Source organism: Mycolicibacillus trivialis, from assembly GCF_002102395.1.
Classification (GTDB): Bacteria; Actinomycetota; Actinomycetes; order Mycobacteriales; family Mycobacteriaceae; genus Mycobacterium; species Mycobacterium triviale.
Map to the genome: position 1 here is coordinate 94,521 of NZ_LQPZ01000028.1, position 17,625 is coordinate 112,145.

Annotated in this window: 15 protein-coding genes and 1 pseudogene; 9 read left to right on the forward strand and 7 right to left on the reverse strand. The window is 69.6% G+C overall.

The genetic code is table 11. The annotated features are described in order from the left end of the window. Positions 1–46 precede the first annotated feature (46 nt). Genes qcrB through ctaE form a run of 4 tightly spaced genes read right to left on the reverse strand, consistent with a single transcriptional unit; the run spans position 47 to position 4,336 of the window. Positions 47–1,687: a cytochrome bc1 complex cytochrome b subunit gene (gene qcrB / locus AWC30_RS10980; protein ID WP_085110225.1), complete on the reverse strand. Its 1,641-nt coding sequence runs from the start codon at positions 1,685–1,687 to the stop codon at positions 47–49. Then, on the reverse strand, positions 1,684–2,862 hold the full coding sequence (gene qcrA / locus AWC30_RS10985; protein ID WP_085110226.1) for a cytochrome bc1 complex Rieske iron-sulfur subunit: 1,179 nt from the start codon (positions 2,860–2,862) through the stop codon (positions 1,684–1,686). The genes qcrB and qcrA overlap by 4 nt, the downstream gene beginning before the upstream one ends. Then, positions 2,859–3,728, reverse strand: coding sequence for a cytochrome bc1 complex diheme cytochrome c subunit (gene qcrC / locus AWC30_RS10990; RefSeq protein WP_085110228.1), 870 nt, complete (start codon positions 3,726–3,728; stop codon positions 2,859–2,861). The genes qcrA and qcrC overlap by 4 nt, the downstream gene beginning before the upstream one ends. Beyond that, positions 3,725–4,336, reverse strand: coding sequence for an aa3-type cytochrome oxidase subunit III (gene ctaE, locus AWC30_RS10995; RefSeq protein WP_085110230.1), 612 nt, complete (start codon positions 4,334–4,336; stop codon positions 3,725–3,727). The genes qcrC and ctaE overlap by 4 nt, the downstream gene beginning before the upstream one ends. Positions 4,337–4,503: 167 nt before the next feature. On the opposite strand from ctaE, the gene trpD reads away from it, so the two are divergent. Beyond that, the gene (gene trpD / locus AWC30_RS11000; protein ID WP_085110231.1) at positions 4,504–5,598 is read left to right on the forward strand and encodes an anthranilate phosphoribosyltransferase; all 1,095 of its coding nucleotides are present in this window, start codon (positions 4,504–4,506) and stop codon (positions 5,596–5,598) included. Here trpD and AWC30_RS11005 read toward each other — a convergent pair. After that, positions 5,536–7,380, reverse strand: a pseudogene (locus AWC30_RS11005) (DEDD exonuclease domain-containing protein); the annotation flags it as partial. The gene trpD and the pseudogene AWC30_RS11005 overlap by 63 nt on opposite strands. Positions 7,381–7,630: 250 nt before the next feature. Between AWC30_RS11005 and AWC30_RS11010 the strand changes: the two are divergent. The 5 genes from AWC30_RS11010 to AWC30_RS11030 all read left to right on the forward strand — a co-directional run bounded on the left by AWC30_RS11010 (position 7,631) and on the right by AWC30_RS11030 (position 12,613). Further along, positions 7,631–9,034: an IS110 family RNA-guided transposase gene (locus AWC30_RS11010; RefSeq protein WP_085110233.1), complete on the forward strand. Its 1,404-nt coding sequence runs from the start codon at positions 7,631–7,633 to the stop codon at positions 9,032–9,034. Positions 9,035–9,140: 106 nt separating this feature from the next. Further along, the gene (locus AWC30_RS11015) at positions 9,141–9,395 is read left to right on the forward strand and encodes a hypothetical protein (RefSeq protein WP_085110235.1); all 255 of its coding nucleotides are present in this window, start codon (positions 9,141–9,143) and stop codon (positions 9,393–9,395) included. A gap of 160 nt (positions 9,396–9,555) precedes the next feature. Beyond that, complete coding sequence (gene ripC, locus AWC30_RS11020) at positions 9,556–10,650, forward strand: peptidoglycan hydrolase RipC (RefSeq protein WP_234808043.1); 1,095 nt, start codon at positions 9,556–9,558, stop codon at positions 10,648–10,650. A gap of 61 nt (positions 10,651–10,711) precedes the next feature. Next, complete coding sequence (locus AWC30_RS11025) at positions 10,712–11,455, forward strand: hypothetical protein (RefSeq protein ID WP_207568430.1); 744 nt, start codon at positions 10,712–10,714, stop codon at positions 11,453–11,455. A gap of 9 nt (positions 11,456–11,464) precedes the next feature. Continuing rightward, on the forward strand, positions 11,465–12,613 hold the full coding sequence (locus tag AWC30_RS11030; RefSeq protein ID WP_085110238.1) for a glycosyltransferase family 4 protein: 1,149 nt from the start codon (positions 11,465–11,467) through the stop codon (positions 12,611–12,613). 134 nt (positions 12,614–12,747) lie between these two features. On the opposite strand, the gene AWC30_RS11035 is transcribed toward AWC30_RS11030, so the two are convergent. Further along, complete coding sequence (locus AWC30_RS11035; RefSeq protein ID WP_085110239.1) at positions 12,748–13,605, reverse strand: helix-turn-helix domain-containing protein; 858 nt, start codon at positions 13,603–13,605, stop codon at positions 12,748–12,750. A 139-nt stretch (positions 13,606–13,744) separates the two neighbouring features. Here AWC30_RS11035 and AWC30_RS11040 point away from each other — a divergent pair, with 139 nt between their 5' ends. Next, positions 13,745–14,662: an alpha/beta hydrolase family protein gene (locus AWC30_RS11040; protein ID WP_085110241.1), complete on the forward strand. Its 918-nt coding sequence runs from the start codon at positions 13,745–13,747 to the stop codon at positions 14,660–14,662. Positions 14,663–14,740: 78 nt separating this feature from the next. On the opposite strand, the gene AWC30_RS11045 is transcribed toward AWC30_RS11040, so the two are convergent. Continuing rightward, complete coding sequence (locus AWC30_RS11045; RefSeq protein WP_085110243.1) at positions 14,741–16,564, reverse strand: AMP-dependent synthetase/ligase; 1,824 nt, start codon at positions 16,562–16,564, stop codon at positions 14,741–14,743. Between the two features lie 125 nt (positions 16,565–16,689). Here AWC30_RS11045 and AWC30_RS11050 point away from each other — a divergent pair, with 125 nt between their 5' ends. After that, entirely contained in the window at positions 16,690–17,085 is a 396-nt protein-coding gene (locus AWC30_RS11050; RefSeq protein WP_085110244.1) for a polyketide cyclase / dehydrase and lipid transport, read from the forward strand. 63 nt (positions 17,086–17,148) lie between these two features. Then, positions 17,149–17,586, forward strand: coding sequence for an SRPBCC family protein (locus AWC30_RS11055; RefSeq protein ID WP_085110246.1), 438 nt, complete (start codon positions 17,149–17,151; stop codon positions 17,584–17,586). Positions 17,587–17,625: the final 39 nt, after the last annotated feature.

The following is a 17,625-nucleotide window of genomic DNA, read 5'->3' on the forward strand; positions in this document are numbered from 1 at the left end:
CTTCACTCGTGGATTCGTCTGGTGAGCCGACGCCCTCGTGGGCTCGCTAGTGCTGCCCGTTCGGGTGCTCGTCGTCCTGGTGGTCGCGCAGCGCGGTCAGCGCCCGCTGCTCGGCGGCGTGCTCGGCCTCGCGCAGCGCGCGGTCCTCGCTGACCGGGTCGGCGAACAGGAAGCTGCCGCTGCCGGGGGAGCCGGCCGAGCCCAGCTTGTTCATCTTGTTCGGCACCGGTGCACCCTGGTATTCCAGCGGGATCGGGTGGCCGTGCTCGTCGACCGGCCCGAGCGGCTGGTGCATCTCGACGTAGGCGCCGTGCGGCAACCGCTTGATGATGCCGGTCTCGATACCGTGCTCGAGCACCGCGCGGTCACTGCGCTGCAGACCCACACACCAGCGGTAGGTCGCGAAGAACATGACCATCGGCAGAACCACCATGCCGATCCGGCCGATCCAGGTCGTCGCGTTCAGCGAGATGTGGAACTTCCAGGCGATGATGTCGTTCATCGCGGCCAGCGTGAGGATCATGTAGAAGGTGATCGCCATGACGCCCAGCCCGGTGCGCACCGGGACGTCGCGGGGCCGCTGCAGCAGGTTGTGGTGGGCGCTGTCGCCGGTGAACCGGCGCTCCAGGAACGGGTAGACGGCCAGCAGACCGAAGACCAGGCCCATGATCAGCGCCACCCAGACCGAGCTGGGAATGGTGTAGCCGGCGACGTAGATCTCCCAGGCCGGCCAGAGCCGGGCCAGACCCTCGGTCCACATCATGTAGAAGTCGGGCTGGCTGCCCGCGGAGATCTGCGACGGCTTGTAGGGGCCCAGGTTCCAGATCCCGTTGATCTGCATGAGCCCACCCATCAGGCCGAGCACCCCGGTGGTCAGCGCGAAGAACGCACCGGACTTCACCGCGAACACCGGCATCACCCGCACGCCGACGACGTTGCGCTCGGTGCGGCCCGGGCCGGGGAACTGGGTGTGCTTCTGGAACCACACCAGCGCCAGGTGGGCGCCGATGAGGGCCAGGATGATGCCCGGGATCAGCAGGATGTGCAGGGCGTACAGGCGCGGGATGATGATGTCGCCGGGGAAGTCCCCACCGAACAGCGCCCAGTGCAGCCAGGTGCCGATCACCGGCATCCCCAGCGTGATCGACGACAGCGCCGCACGCAGACCGATGCCGGAGAGCAGGTCGTCGGGCAGCGAGTAGCCGAAATAGCCCTCGAACATCGCCAGGATCAGCAGCAGCGAGCCGATGATCCAGTTGGCCTCGCGGGGGCGGCGGAAAGCGCCGGTGAAGAACACCCGGGCCAGGTGCACCATGATCGCCGCGGCGAACATCAGCGCCGCCCAGTGGTGGACCTGACGGACGAACAGGCCGCCGCGCACCTCGAAGGAGATGTTGAGCGCCGTCTCGTAGGCCCGCGACATCTGCACACCGCGCAGCGGCTGGTAGACGCCGTTGTAGGTGACCTCGGCCATCGACGGGTCGAAGAACAAGGTGAGGTACACCCCGGTGATCAGCAGGATCACGAAGCTGTAGAGGGCGATCTCACCGAGCAGGAACGACCAGTGCGTCGGGAACACCTTGTTCAGCTGGCGGCGCAGCGCCGCCGACGGGTGGTAGCGCGAGTCGATGTCGTTGCCCTGCGCGGTGAGCAGGGCGCCGATCTTGGAGTTGTTGGTCGGACTCATGAGGAACGCTCCCAGAATGCCGGTCCCACGGGCTCGACGAAGTCGCCGTTGGCGACCAGATACCCGTTCTTGTCGATGGTGATCGGCAGCTGCGCCAGGGCGCGTGCGGCCGGGCCGAAAATCGGTTTCGCGAAGTGCAACGCGTCGAACTGCGACTGGTGGCACGGGCACAGGATGCGGTAGGTCTGCTGCTCGTACAGCGACGACGGGCAACCCAGGTGCGAGCAGATCTTGGTGTAGGCGAACAGGGAGCCGAAGTTGAAGCTCTCCTGACCCTTGCGGTAGACCACCCGCTCCATGTCGTTGGGCTTGATCCGGATCAACATGACCGGGTTACGCACCCCCATGGTGATCGCGTGCAGCCGCTCGCGGGACTCCTCGGTGGTGCCGTCGCCGTCGGTCTCCCGCCACGGGAAGACGGTCTCCATGCCGCCGGCGTCGAGGTCCTCCGGGCGCATCTTGACGAACGCGCCGGGGCCGTGGGTGCCGGTGGAGCGGGTCAGGTAGATGGTCTCGCCGTGGTAGCGCGGGGTCCACCCGGAGGTCCACAGCTCGGCCTTCATCCCGTCGGCGGTCTGGACCACCGGCTTCCACGGGTTCTTGATGATGCCGCCCAGGCCGGCGACCACGGTGCCCAGACCGAAGGCGCCGAAGCCGATCCCGACGGACAGGCCGAGCACCTTGCGGCGACGGATCGTCGAGCCCTCCAGCGCGTCGGTGAGGTTGGCGGCGACGGTCTTGCGGTCGATCTCCGCCGAGCCGTCACCTTGACCGTCGTGCCGATCCTGAACCGAGATCTCCTCGGGGATGAACTTCTTCTGCAGCAGCACCGCGCCGATACCCAGGCACAGCACCGACATGCCGAAGGTGAACCCGTACAGCGGGGTGGCGATGGAGTAGAGGAAGCCGCCGGGGTCGTCGACGGACTTGTACTCCCACGGCCAGAACAGGAACACCAGCAGCAAGGCGAAGCCGAAGAACCCGGCCAGCAGGAACCACAGCGCCACCTGCCGCTCGGCGCGCTTCTCGGCGCGGGTGCCCTCGACCTGCCAGCGCGGCTCCTTGTAGACGGTCTCCACGCCGTCGAGCCGGCCGCCGAGCTCGACGAGCTCCTCGCGGGACATGGCGGCCAGCTCCGCGTCGTCGGGCCGGCCGGTGTTGTTGCTCTCGGTCATGCGCGTGCCCCGATCCACATTGCGACGCCGATGACGGCGACCATCCCAACAATCCACATCACCATGCCTTCGGGGGCGGGGCCGAAGCCGCCGAGCCCGACACCGCCGGGGTTGTGCTCGTCGGTGGAACTCTTGACGTAGGCGATGATGTCGCGCTTCTCCTCGAACGGGATCTGCCGGTCGGAGAACTTGGGCATGTTCTGCGGACCGGTCAGCATCGCCGCGAGGATCTGCTGCTCGCTGACGCCGTCGAGGTTGGGCGCGTACTTACCCGAGGACAGCGAGCCGCCCTTACCGGTGAAGTTGTGGCAGGACGCGCAGTTGAGCCGGAACAGGTCACCGCCGCGGCCGATGTCGTTGCCCCGCAGCGACTCCTGGGCCACCGTGCCGTCGGCGTTGCGGACCACCGCGGGCCCACCGCCGTTGGCCGCGATGTAGGCGCCCAGCGCGTCGGTCTGGTGCTCATCGAACACCGGGTACTTGCGGGGGGCCTGGGCCTCACCACGCACCGCCGGCATCCGGCCGGTCGAGACCTGGAAGTACACCGCGGACTCGCCGACCCCGACCAGGCTCGGCCCGCGCCCGTCGACGCCCTGCAGGTTGGCGCCGTGGCAGGACACACACGAGGTGTCGAACAGGTCCTTACCGGTGCGCAGCAGCGCCGAGGAGTCCTCGTCGGCCACCGCCACCTGCGGGCTGGGGGTGAGCAGCGCGGCCAGGCCGCCGGCCACCGTCAACGCCATCAGCAGCAACACCGCTGCGGACATCCGTCGGCGGAGGCGACGACGGGACCGATCGGAACCGGCCGACCGGGGGATACGCAGTGACTTCAACCGAACACTCCTGTTCGTCGGGTGGCTGCTCATCGAATGAAGTAGATCGTCGCGAACAGCGCGATCCACACGATGTCCACGAAGTGCCAGTAGTAGGAGACCACGATGCTCGCGGTGGCCTGCGCCGGGGTGAACTTGCTCATCTTGGTGCGGGCCAGCAGGAACAGGAACGCGACGAGACCACCGATGACGTGCAGGCCGTGGAACCCGGTGGTGATGTAGAAGACGCTGCCGTAGGCGCTGGAGGAGATGGTGGTGCCGTGGGTGACCAGGTGGTAGTACTCGTAGCCCTGCCCGGCGACGAAGAACGCACCCATCAGGAACGTGATGGTGTACCAGCGGCGCAGCCCGAACACGTCGCCGCGCTCGGCGGCGAACACGCCCATCTGACAGGTGAACGACGAGGCGATCAGCACCAGGGTGACCGGCACGGCCTGCGCCAGGTTCAGTTCGGTGGGCGGCGGTGGCCACTGGTCGCCGCCCTGGGCGCGGGCGGTGAAGTACATCGCGAACAATCCAGCAAAGAACATCAGCTCGCTGGAGAGCCACACAATCGTGCCCACACTGACCATGTTCGGCCGGTTCAGCGAATGCACGCGCGATGTGATGGCAGTACCTGAAGACCCAACAGCGCTCGTCACATCCGCAAGTATGACGTTATGTAGTTGTCAATCTCCACCCGGGTCGCCGATTTGGTCGCAAACCGGTCGCACCCGGGCGGATTTCAGCAGCTTCTCAGCGGGTTGCCACCTCCGCGGGGGGTGACGGGCGTGCGGCGTGTCGGCGGCCGGCATGCGACGATCGGCGCGTGACGGCGTCATCTCAGCAGCATCCCGGACCGGTCCCGGCAGCCGAAGCCGGCTGGTCGTGGTCGCAGATCCTGGGTCGGGCGACGACCGGCCAGGACCTGGCGCGCGGGCAGGCGGGCTGGGTGATGGAGCAGATCATGGCCGGTACGGCCACCCCGGCACAGATCGCGGCGTTCGGCGTCGCGGTGAAGATGAAGGGCCCGACCGCCGCGGAGGTCGCCGAACTGGCCGACGTCATGCTGCACCACGCCCGCCGGATGCCCACCGAGGCGATCGGCACCGACACCGTCGACGTCGTCGGCACCGGCGGCGACGGGGTCAGCACGGTGAACCTGTCGACGATGGCGGCCATCGTGGTGGCCGCCGCCGGGATCCCGGTGGTCAAGCACGGCAATCGGGCGGCCTCATCGCTCTCCGGCGGCGCCGACACCCTGGAGGCCCTCGGCGTGCGCATCGACCTGCGGCCCGAGGACGTCGCCCGCAGCGTCGCCGAGGTCGGCATCGGGTTCTGCTTCGCCCCGCAGTTCCAGCCGTCCTACCGGCACGCCGCCGCGCCGCGCCGCGAGATCGGCGTGCCCACCGTGTTCAACCTGCTCGGCCCGCTGACCAACCCGGCCCGGCCGCGCGCCGGGCTGATCGGCTGCGCGTTCGCCGAACTGGCGCCGGTGATGGCCGGCGTGTTCGCCGCCCGGCGCTCCAGCGTGCTGGTGGTCCACGGCGACGACGGGCTCGACGAACTGACCACCACCACGACGAGCACGATCTGGCGGGTGCAGGCCGGCACCGTGGAGAAGGTGACCTTCGACCCGGCCGGTTTCGGCTTCGCCCGCGCCGAGCTCGACCAGCTGGTCGGCGGGGACGCCGAGACCAACGCCGCCGAGGTGCGTGCGGTGCTGGCCGGGGTCGCCGGCCCGGTCCGCGACGCCGTCGTCCTCAACGCCGCCGGCGCGATGGTCGCCCACGCCGGGCTATCCAGCAGCGCCGAATGGCTCCCGGCCTGGGAGGACGGCCTGTCCCGCGCCGCCGAGGCGATCGACACCGGCGCCGCCGAACAGCTGCTCGCGCGTTGGGTGCGGTTCGGCCAGCAGCTCTGAGCGGCCCGCCACCGCATCCCCGAGGGCCTGCTCGGCGGCGAGGCGCGCCGAGCGGGCCGCACCCGCCCACTCCGCCCACCGGCCCGCCGACCCCAGCGGCGAGGTCCAGCCGGTCTCGTCGGCGCGCACGATGCGCACCCCCGGACCGGCCAGCCAGCGTGCGATCAGCGCGGTCTCCTCGATCAGGGCGCCGCCCAGCGGCGCCGGTTCGGGCAGCACGGTCTGTGCGGCCGCGCTGATGGCCGCGACCACCGGCAGCGGGGGAACCCCGCGCCGCGCCGACCCGGCCGCGGCCAGCCGGCCGTGGCGGATCACCGCCAGCGCCCAGCCGCCCGCGCCGTCGGGGGCCGCGGCGACCAGCTCGGACACCGCCGCCAGCGCCCGCAGCCGCTGCCCCCGCCAGAGCACTTCGACGGTGGCGGCCACCCGGTCGCGCAGCCGCGCGGCGCTCTCGTAGCGATGCGCGCCGGCGAGGGCCGCGACCCGCTGCACCGCCTCGCCGAGCGGCGCGCAGTCCGACCCCTCGATCAGGGCCGCGGCACGGGCGACGGCCGCGGCGTACTGGGTGGCGCTCAGACCCGCCGGCGCCGGGCACGGGGCGACCTCCCGCGGGGGGCAGTGGTGCACGGCCGCGCGCGCCAGCCGGGTCGTGCAGGTCCGCACCCCGGTGAAGCGGGCCAGCAGCGCACCGGTCTCGGCGGCCTTCGCGCGGGACCGGAACGGCCCCACCGCGCGGTCGTGGCGCGGTGAGCGCACCACCGACCAGCGCGGGAACGCCTCCTCGGTGAGCACCAGCCACCACCAGCGCCGGGGGAACCGCGACCGGCGGTTGTAGGGCGGGGCGTGGGCGGCCAGCAGCCGCAGTTCGGCGACCCCGGCCTCGAGCGGATGGGCGCACTCGACGTGGTCGACCCGCCCGGCCAGGCCGACCATCTCGGCCATCCGGGACCGCCGTTCGGACCCGGTGAAGTACTGCCCGACCCGTCGGCGCAGGTCGGTGGCGGTGCCGATGTAGAGCACCTCGCCGGACGGGGCACGGAACAGATACACCCCCGGCCGGCGCGGCAGGTCCGCGGCGAGCACCCGCTTCCGGCGCTGGGCGGCCGGCACCGCCGGAAGGTAGTCGCGCAGTTCGGCGTAGCTGTGCACCCCTAGGTTGCCGACCCGTTCGATCAGGGCATGCAGCACCTCCACGGTCGCCCGGGCGTCGTCGAGGGCCCGGTGGGTGGGCTGCACGGAGACGCCGAGCAGCCGCGACAGGGCCGCCAGTCGCACGCTGGGGGCGTCGTCGCGGCTGAGCACCCGGCGGGCCAGCCGCACCGTGCACAGCACCGGCGGGCGCGGCCAGTCCAGCCCGCAGCCGGCGGCGGCGGCACGCAGGAAACCCACGTCGAACCCGGCGTTGTGGGCGACCAGCACCGCGCCGCGGCCGAACTCGCTGAACTCCAGAAAAGCGGGCAGTACCGCCTCGATGGTCGGGGCGGTGCGCACCATGGCGGTGGTGATGCCGGTCAGCTCCACGATCCGCGGCGGGATGCCGCGGCGGGGGTCGACCAGCGTGGCGAACTCGCCGAGGATCTCCCCGCCGCGCACCTTCACCGCGCCGATCTCGGTGATCGCGTCGGGCCGGGCGCCCGCGGCGCTGCCGCCGGTGGTCTCCAGGTCGACGATGACGAAGGTGGTCTCGGCCAGGGCGGTGTCGGCCGCCGTCTCGGGCTCCGAGCCCAGGCCGGGCAGGCTGAGCTGGGTCACCTCGGGGGAAGCGGGGACGGCCACACTCACCGACGGTAGGCAACCGCACCGACATTTAGCCTTTGAGTGGGTCCGTGGGCGGTCGAGGCTACCGACCGGGACACGTGGTGATCCCTGGCATCTGAGTGGCCGCCCGCGGGCCCGGTGTCTGGTCGAGCGGTGTCCCTGTTCGGGAACTTGGAGCCAGCCTGGGTGCGGGACTCCTGCTTAGAGAATGTCTGGGCCGTGGCCGTGGTGGTCAGTCACCTGGGAATCCGAAGTGACTGACAGGAGGACGACGATGGCGTTGACGTTGGGTATCGACGTGGCCTGCCGGGCTGCGCATCAGGCGACCCTCGCCGCTGACGGGAAGACGGTGTGGCGGGGCCGGAAGTTCTGGACCAGGCTGGCGGATTTGGAGCGGCTCTGGAACGACCTCGATCTTGAAGACCCGGGCGAGCTGACCGTGGTGGTCGAGCCGACGAGGAACGCGTGGATCGTGGTCGCGGAGTGGTTCCGCCGCCGCGGCGCGAAGGTGGTGATGGTCCCGACAACGCAGTCGTCGGACCTGCGCAAGTACTACTCCAAGCACACCAAGAACGATCGGATCGACTCCGAGCTCCTGGCGCGGCTGCCGCTGCTGCATCCCGAAGGGCTGCGCGAGTACTCAGGGCAGGGGCCGGCCGATCCGTTGCGCCGGCTGACCAAGCAGCGCTCGACGATGGTGAAACGTCGTACTGCGATCTTCGCCCGACTCGACGCGCTGACCGAGCTTCTCGGCCCGGCCTGGTACGAGGCCATGAACGCTCGCTATGGCGTCGCGGCGTTGGAGTTCCTGGCCCGCTACGCCGACCCGCACGCGGTGATCCGGCTCGGCCAGGCCCGCCTGTCCCGGTTCCTGATCGGCCGTTCCCGCGGCGCCTGGCGCGAGGACCGGGCCGCTGTGCTGATCCTCGCGGCGAAAGAGACTCTCGCACTGTGGGATACCGGGGATGGCGACGGGATGGACTTCGCCGAACTGGCCGCTGACATCGCCCACGAGGCCGAGCAGGCGCTGTTCTTGACCGGTCAGCTCAAAGAGATCGACGAGCGGCTCGCGAACCTCTACGCCGACGCTGACCCCGACGGCATCGTCGCCTCAGCGCCCGGCGTCGGTCCCACGATCAGCGCCGTGATCGCCGGCCGGATCGGCGACCCCCACCGGTTCACGTCCTTGGCGGCGGTCCGTGCCTACTCCGGTCTGGTGCCTCGGGTCAGCCAGTCCGGGGTCAGCAAGGTCGAGTCCAGGATCACCAAAGCCGGCGACCCACTGCTGCGTGAGATGCTGTTCGCGGCCGCCGACCACGCCCGCAAGGTCGATCCCCAGATCGCAGCGAAGTACCAGCGCCTGATGGCCGGCGACCGGCACCATTCCTCGGCTATCTGCCACCTGGCAACGATCATGCTGACCCGGATCGCGGCCTGCATGCGCAACGGTGAGCACTACGTCCTGCGCGACGTCGACGGCACCGTGATCACCGAGGCCAAAGGCCGCATCATCGTCCAGCAGCGTTACCAACTCGAAGCGCACAGACGCGACAACGTCCGGCACAAGAGAATGCGCGAGCGCCGCAAGCAGGCGGCGGGCCAGGAGTCACAGGAGTCGCCAAGCGCTCCAACATCCAGGCCCGCCGACACCCAGCCTACGAGCCAACACGTGGCTTGACTCCGGTTAGGAACTCAGGACGGCCGGGGCACGCCGGGCGCGGCTGTCGGTGGGCGTCGTTAGCGTGCCGGACAACCGGACCGCAAAGCAGTCGAAAGGATCCCTCGTGGCCTCTCCCAATCAGCCCGCCCACCCGTCCGCACTCCCGCCATCGGGCGGCGAGCCGGTGCTCATCGACTGCGACAGCTGCGCGGTGCGCGGCCCGGCGTGCCAGGACTGCGTGGTCAGCGTCCTGCTCGGGGTGCCGGCCACGTTGCACGACGACGAGCGGGCCGCGTTGGACGTGCTCGCCGAGGCCGGTCTGGCGCCGCGGCTGCGGCTCGTGCCGATTCGGGACGGGCGCGAGTCTGGGGTAGCCTGACCGGCGGCGTGTCTGTCCGCCGGGCGACGGGTGACTGGTAAAGTTTCTGCCCTGGTAGACAGGGACGTGACCGTTTCGTAACCTGTTCGAGATCAAAGTTCGATCGACGGCTCGGGGCCGGGGTGGCCGCGCCGTCGAGCGCAGTTGTGAGGATGTCATCGTGGTGCTCGACTGGATGCACAGGACGTTGCGTGCGGCCCGGCGACCGGTCGTCGCTGCGGTCGTCGGCCTCACCGTGGCGGCGGGAGCCTTGAGCGCCACCGGCTACGCCGACCCGGCCGACGACGCTTTGACCAGGCTCAACGAGCTGTCGCGGCAGGCTGAGCAGACCACCGAGGCGATGCACGCCGCCCAGCTCGACCTCGATGAGAAACTCGCCGCCCAGCAGGCCGCCGAAGAGCAACACGACCGGGACCAGGCCGCCGTCGACGCGGCCCGCGAGCGGCTGGGGTCCTACCAGAAGTCCGTCGACGGATTCGCCGCCACCATGTACATGGGCGGTCGCACCGACGGATTCGACGCGATCATGACCGCCACCTCCCCGCAGGCGGTCATCGACAAACTCTCCGTGCAGCAGGTGATGGGCACCGAGATGTCCACCCAGATGTCGCAGTACCGCACCGCGGGCCGGGAGGCCGCCGCCGCCGAGCAGACCTCGGCGAAATCGGCGGCCGACGCCAAGACCGCCGCCGAGCAGGCCGCCGAGGTGCGCACCGGCCTGGTCAACAAGCAGCGCGAACTGCAGACCCAGATCGCCATCGTCAAAGCCCAATACCAGGCGCTGACGCCGGTCCAGCGCACCGCGCTGGCCGACGTCGGACCGCCGCCGGAGGCGCTGCCCGCTCCACCGGAGGCGGCGCCCGGCGGCCCGCCGGAGGCGTTGCCGCCCAACCTCGGTGGGGGTTCCGGGGCGGGCGCGACGGCCGTCCAGGCCGCGCTGAGCCGGGTGGGCTCGCCGTATTCGTGGGGCGGCTCGGGTCCCGGCGCCTTCGACTGCTCCGGGCTGGTGATGTGGGCCTTCCAGCAGGCCGGCATCTCGCTGCCGCACTCCAGCTACGCGATGGCCGCCGGCGGCCAGCCGGTCTCGCTGTCCGAACTGCAGCCCGGCGACGTGCTCAGCTTCTACTCCGACGCCTCGCACGTCGGCCTCTACATCGGTGACGGGATGATCGTGCACGCCTCCACCTACGGGGTGCCCGTCGCGGTCGTGCCGATGACCGCCTCCGGCCCGATCTACAACGCCCGCCGTTACTGACCGGCGGGCCGCGGCAACGCTGCTCGCGCTGCTGCTGGCCGAGCTGGTTCTCGCCGCCGCAGTGCTGCTGCACTCGGCCGACACCTCAGGCCGGCCCGACGGACCGCTGTTCGTCGGGGACCGCCGCAGTGTCGAGTTGATCGGCGACGCGGCCACCGCCGTGCTGCTCGACCGGGTCGGCGCCGAGATCGGACCCGCCACCGGCGCGGTCGAGGAATTCTGGGGCCGGGACTGGCCCCATCGCATCGTGGTGCAGGCCACCGCCACCCCGGCGGAGTTCCGGGCCGCCGTCGGCGCCCCGGTGGCCCCCGACACGGCGGCGGTGGCGATCGCCACCCGGGTGGACCCGGCCCGTCGCACCGCCGAGGGGCAGCGGATCGTGCTGGCACCCGGCGCCGCGGCGATGAGCGACGCGGCGCTTCGCATCGTGCTGCGCCACGAGCTTTTCCACTACGCCACCCGCGCGGTGACCGCGCTGGATGCGCCGCGCTGGCTGGTCGAGGGCGTCGCCGACTATGTGGCCCGCGACGGCGACCACGACGCACCGGTGCCCGCCGGAACCGAGTTGAGGCTGCCCACCGACGCCGAACTCGACGGCCCCGGACCGGACCGCGCCGACGCCTACGACCGGGCGTGGTGGTTCGCCCGCTTCGTCGCCGACCGCTACGGGCCGCAACGGCTGCGGGCGCTCTACGCCGCCGCGTGCGGTGTCGACCACCCCGGCCTGCCCGACGCGGTGCACGCGACGCTCGGTGTCGGGTTGCCGCAGCTGCTCGAGCAGTGGCAGCGGTGGGCGACCGGTTAGCCTGCTGACGTGACCCGGGTACTGCTGGTGACCAACGACTTCCCGCCGCGGCCCGGCGGCATCCAGTCCTACCTGGAGCAACTGGTGGGCCGGCTGGTCACCTCAAGCGACCGGCAGGTCACCGTCTACGCCCCGGCGTGGAAGGGCGCCGAGACCTACGACGCCGCGGCCGCCGCGGCCGGCTATCCGGTGGTCCGCCACCCCGGAAGCTTGATGCTGCCGGTGCCGTCGGTGGAGTCACGGATGCGAGCGCTGATCGCCGAACACGGCATCGACACCGTGTGGTTCGGCGCGGCAGCGCCGCTGGCGCTGCTGGCGCCGGCCGCCCGCCGCGCCGGCGCCTCGCGGGTATTGGCCAGCACCCACGGTCACGAGGTCGGCTGGTCGATGCTTCCGGTGGCCCGCTCGGTGCTGCGCCGCATCGGCGACCACACCGACACGGTCACCTTCGTCAGTCACTACACCAAAGGCCGGTTCGCCGCCGCGTTCGGTCCGGCCGCGACACTCGAGCATCTGCCGCCGGGGGTGGACACCGAGCGGTTCCGGCCCGACCCGGCGGCCCGCGCCGAACTGCGGACCCGCTACGGACTGGGGGAGCGGCCCACCGTGGTGTGCCTGTCCCGGCTGGTGCCGCGCAAGGGCCAGGACATGCTCATCCAGGCGTTGCCGAGGATCCGCCGGCGCGTTGACGGCGCCGCCCTGCTCATCGTCGGCGGCGGCCCTCACCGGGCCGCGCTGCAGCGGCTGGCCGAGCGCACCGGCGTCGGCGAGCACGTCACGTTCACCGGCGGGGTCCCGGCGGCGGAGCTACCGGCCCACCACGCCGTGGCCGACGTGTTCGCGATGCCGTGCCGCACCCGCGGGGCCGGACTGGATGTCGAAGGGCTGGGCATCGTGTTCCTGGAGGCCTCGGCCACCGGCGTCCCGGTGGTGGCGGGCGACTCGGGCGGTGCTCCGGAAACGGTGCAGCACAACAAGACCGGCCTGGTGGTCGACGGTCGTGCCGTCGAGAAGATCGCCGACGCCGTGGCCGGCCTGCTCGCCGACCCGGACCGGGCGGCCGCGATGGGTGCAGCCGGGCGCGAGTGGGTCAGTGCCCACTGGCGCTGGGACGTGCTGACCGAGCGGCTGGCGGGCCTGCTGGGCGGCGAGTGCTAGCCAACTGTGCTGTCTCATGAGGTTGGTTGCGCCGCGGTGACGCGCATGGCATCGCCCGGAGTAAAGCGGACGGATTGCGCCGCGTCGCGGATGGCGTCGCCTTCGACCCCCCGCCGACACGTGCGGGCTCGGGGTCACGGTGTCGGCGGGCTGGTGGAATGCTCGTCGGCGAGCATCTGAATTGCCTGAGCGGCAGGCGAGTTCGGTTCGGCGGTGTAGCCGACCAGTGACAGTCCTGGTGCGGCGGTTATGGCCAGGACGTGGTAGGTCAACGTCAGTTCGCCGAATCGCGCGTTGCCGAACTTTTTGCTGCCGTGCTTGTGGGCGGTGACGTTGTGGGCGGCCAACCGCAATCGGAATGATTCGCAGCGAGTGGCAAGCTCGCCGACGACTTTGGTGACGCCAGGTGAGTGAGGGGCGCGGGCCGCCTCCGCTTGCAGTAGCGCGACCGCCTCGTCGGCGGTGCGATCCCACTGCGGAAACAACTGATCAGAGGACGCGTCGAGAAACAGGAACCGAGCGAGGTTCGGCGCGCCGTTGGCCCTGGCGAACATAGGCGCGTAAATCGCGCGGCCCAGAGCGTTCGCCGCCAGGAAGTCGAGGCTGCCGTTCATCACGATGGCCGGCGAGGTGGCCATGCTGTCCATCAGCGTTTGGATTCCATCGGGGATCTTCTGATCATTCCTGCGTTTGGGCCGGCCGGTTTTGGTGTCGGCGCCGGCGCGAGTGAGATCCCAGAAGTGAGCTGTCTCGTCGTCGTTGAGACGCAATGCCCTGGCGACAGCGTCGAGGACGTCGACTGATACACCAGCGATATTGCCGCGTTCAATCTTGGTGTAGTACTCGGTGCTAACCCCAGCGAGCTGCGCAACCTCTTCGCGCCGGAGGCCGGGAACGCGGCGGCGACCGCTCCGAGTGAGCCCCACCTGTTCCGGTCCGATCTTGGCGCGGCGGCTCATCAAGAACTCTCTGATGTCCTGGGCGACGTCCATCCCACCACCTTAGGAACGACACCGAGGCTGTGGGGGGTACTGGCTATCCCCCCTATAAACGGTGTCTGCCGAGGCCCGGTATCCGAAGCTAGCTTCGATTGCAGACGGTTCACGGACATCGGGAAAAAGAGTTAGGGCAATGACGAGCAACGATCAAGCGCAAGCCGCATTCGACAACTTTGTGCAGCTGTGGACGACGGGAACCACGGCGGGACGCCGGGCACCGGTGCTCCGCCGGCCCGACGAGGTCGGTCTCCGATACGAGGACGTGACCTTCCCCTCCATGGATGGCGTACCTCTGGAGGGATGGTTCATCCCCGCCGACTCCGACAAGGTCATCATCCACAACCATTTCCTGCCGGGAAACCGGTACGGCTATCCGGGCCATCTGCCCGAGTTTGGTGGCCTTGGTGGTTTTGAGGTCAATTTCTTGCCTGAATACAAGGCGCTGCACGATGCCGGTTACAACGTGTTGGCATACGACATCCGCAACCATGGGATGAGCGGCCAGGGCAACGGTGGGATCGCCGGCATCGGGTTGACCGAATACCGCGACGTCATCGGCTCGCTTCGCTACGCCGCGGCTCGTTCGGACACAAAGGCCATGAAGAAAGCGCTGCTGTCGGTGTGCCTGGGTGCCGATTCAACGACGGTCGCGTGGTCCAAACATCCCGAGGAGTTCGCCGAGGTCCAGGCGATGGTGATGCTACAACCGGTCTCCGGCAAATACATCGTCGAGGAGTTCGTCAAGAGCATCGGCATGGACGACGGCTACGAGAAGTTCGCTACGGCTGTGCATGAGCGCACCGGGTTTCACCTCGCTGAGCAATCACCATTGCAGCACGTTAAGGCGGTTACCGTTCCCACGCTGGTCGCCCAGGTGCACGACGACACGATGACTCGCCCGCAAGATGTGCAGGACATCTATGACGCTCTCCCCGTTGCCGAGAAGAGCCTGTATTGGATCGAGGGCACCGATCGCCGATTCGACGGCTACAACTTCTTCGGTGCACACCCCGAATTACCGATCGAGTGGTTCGACAAACACGTCAACTGACACCTCCGGCAACCGTCAGCGCGGGCGTCGACCAACCCCGATTCCCTCTCGCGTCACCAACGTACTGAGACATCACAGCTACCCACGCCGGCCCGCGTCGGGGGCGTCGCCGTAGATCGCCTCGATCTCGTCGGCGAAATTCTCGGCCACCACCTTGCGTTTGACCTTCATCGTCGGGGTCAGCTCACCGCTCTCCTCGGTGAAGTCGCTCGGCAGGATCCGGAACTTGCGGATCGACTCCGCATGCGACACCGCGAGATTGGCCTGTTTGACCGCCGCGTCCACCTCCGCCAGTAGATCCGGGTCGGTGGCCAGATCCGCCACGGTCGCCCCGCCGTCCTTGCTGTTGCGTTGCTTCCAGCCCTCGAACGCCTCCGGGTCGATGGTGATCAGCGCACCGATGAACGGCTTGGCGTCGCCGACCGCCATCGCCTGGCTGATCAGCGGGTGGGCGCGCAACTGGTCCTCCAACACCGAGGGGGCGACGTTCTTCCCGCCTGCGGTGACGATGATCTCCTTCTTGCGCCCGGTGATCGTCAGGAAACCGTCGTCGTCGATCGAACCCAGGTCTCCGGTCTTGAGCCACCCGTCGGTGAAGGTGTCGGCGGTGGCCTCCTCGTTGTTCCAGTAGCCGGTGAACACCACCCCGCCGCGCACCTGCAGTTCGCTGTCCTCGGCGATGCGCATGCTGTTGCCGGGCAGCAGTTGTCCGACCGTGCCGACCTTCACCGCGCCGATCTGGTTGACGGTGATGGCCGCGCAGGTCTCGGTCATGCCGTAGCCCTCGTAGATGGTCAGTCCCACCCCGCGGTAGAAGTGGCCCAACCACTTGCCCAGCGGCCCACCGCCGGAGATCGACGCCCGGCAGTCACCACCGAGTGCCTCGCGCAGCTTGTGGTAGACCAACCGGTCGAACAGCGCATGCTTGGCGCGCAGCCACAACCCCGGACCGCCCTCGTCGAGGGACTTGCTCCAGGCCACCGCCGTTTCGGCGGCCGCCTCGAAGATGCGGCCCTTGCCGCCGTCGGCGGCGTTCTGGGCGGCGGTGTTGTACACCTTCTCGAACACCCGCGGCACCGAGACCACCACGGTCGGTTTGAAGGTGGCGAACAGCGGTACCAGGTTCTTGATGTCGCTGGTGAACCCGACGGTGACCTTGTTGACCAGTGCGGCCAACGTGATCGAGCGGGCGAACACGTGCGCCATCGGCAGGAACGTCAGCATCCGGGCGTCCTCGCTCAACAACGACGGCAGCACCGCCTTGGCCCCGCGCGCCTCGTAGACCAGGTTGGCGTGGGTGAGCTGGCAGCCCTTGGGCCGCCCGGTCGTGCCCGAGGTGTAGATCAGGGTGGCCAGATCCGATGACCGCACCGCCGACAGTCGGGCCTCCACCTCCGCGGCCTCGACTCCGGCGCCGGCTTCGGCCAGCCGGGCGAACGCCGAGGTCCCGGCGCCGTCGAGCACCAGCGTCTCCTTCAACGCGGTGTCCTCGCCGGCCGCGTCGGCCACCGTGGCGGCGTGTTCGTCGGTCTCGGCGACCACCAGCACCGCACCCGAATCGCGCAACACCCAGTTGACCTGCTGGGTCGACGAGGTCTCGTAGATGGGGACCAGCACCGCGCCGACCGTCAGGATCGCCAGGTCCACCAGTGCCCACTCGTAGCGGGTCGCCGACAGCAGGCCCACCCGGTCGCCGGGTTGCACGCCCAGCCCGATCAGGCCCCGCGCCAGGGTGCGCACCTGCTCGGCGGCCTCGGCGTAGGTGACGTCGGTCCAGTCGCCGTCGGTCTGGCGTTGAAAGACCACCTTGTCGGGATTCCGGCGTTCGTGGTCGAAGATCGCGCTCGCGAGCGTGTCGTGGTCCTCGACGGTAAACGACGCCGGAACGGTGAATTCAGGCACTTTGCTGACCTCTTCAACATCGCGGTGGGCGGTTTGCCGTCCACCCTAGACCGCACCGATGTGACTCGGTTCACCTCCGCCGCCGCCGCCGACGGCGACGCGCGCCGGTATGTGAAGCTAGGGCGGTGAACAGCATCCAGGTCGCCGACGAGACGTTCATCGCCGCCGACCCCGCCACGGTCGGCGGCGCGGTCGGCGATCCCGCCAACTGGCGGCGGTGGTGGCCCGACCTGCTGCTGCAGGTCGTCGAGGACCGGGCCGAACTGGGCGTGCGCTGGACGGTGGCCGGCCCGCTGACCGGCACCATGGAGATCTGGCTGGAACCGTGCCTCGACGGGGTGCTGCTGCACTACTTCCTGCACGCCGAACCGAGCGGTGTGGCGGCCTGGCAACTGGCCCGGATGAACCTGGCCGCGATGACCCACCGCCGCCGGGTCGCGGGCAAGGCCATGTCGTTCGAACTCAAACAGATCCTCGAGGCCGACCGGCCGATCGGCGTCGCACCTGGCCGAACCGGGTAGCGGCCCGGCAGGGTACCGTTCTTGCCTGGGGGAGTACGGGCGTAGCGAGCAGGAAGCATTTACGTGACGGACAAGACGGCGCAGACCATCTACATCGAGGCCGAACCCGCAGCGGTGATGGCGGTCATCGCCGACATCACCGCCTACCCCCAGTGGGTGTCGGAGTACAAGCAGGCCGAGGTGCTGGAATCCGACGCCGACGGCTATCCGAAGGTGGCCCGGTTGCAGCTGGACGCCGCCGTCATCAAAGACACCATGGTCCTGTCCTACGAGTGGCCCGCCGACCGCAACTCGGTGCGCTGGTCGCTGGTCTCCAGCTCGCTGCTCAAAGCCCTCGACGGTGCGTACCTGTTGCGCCCCAAGGGCTCCGGTACCGAAGTCACCTACGAGTTGTCGGTGGACCTGATGGTCCCGATGATCGGCCTGCTCAAGCGCAAGGCGGAGCGGCGGCTGACCGACACCGCGTTGAAGGACCTGAAGAAACGAGTCGAGGCTGAGTGAGAACGCCACGGCCACGGCTTCCGGCCCGGCCCGCATCAG

What these genes read in the sequence shown, in the direction of transcription:
- AWC30_RS11035 (WP_085110239.1), bottom strand. Translation starts at nt 13,605, where the DNA reads ATGGACGTCGCCCAGGACATCAGAGAGTTCTTGATGAGCCGCCGCGCC.
- AWC30_RS11040 (WP_085110241.1), top strand. Translation starts at nt 13,745, where the DNA reads ATGACGAGCAACGATCAAGCGCAAGCCGCATTCGACAACTTTGTGCAG.
- AWC30_RS11010 (WP_085110233.1), top strand. Translation starts at nt 7,631, where the DNA reads ATGGCGTTGACGTTGGGTATCGACGTGGCCTGCCGGGCTGCGCATCAG.
- qcrB (WP_085110225.1), bottom strand. Translation starts at nt 1,687, where the DNA reads ATGAGTCCGACCAACAACTCCAAGATCGGCGCCCTGCTCACCGCGCAG.
- qcrA (WP_085110226.1), bottom strand. Translation starts at nt 2,862, where the DNA reads ATGACCGAGAGCAACAACACCGGCCGGCCCGACGACGCGGAGCTGGCC.
- qcrC (WP_085110228.1), bottom strand. Translation starts at nt 3,728, where the DNA reads ATGAGCAGCCACCCGACGAACAGGAGTGTTCGGTTGAAGTCACTGCGT.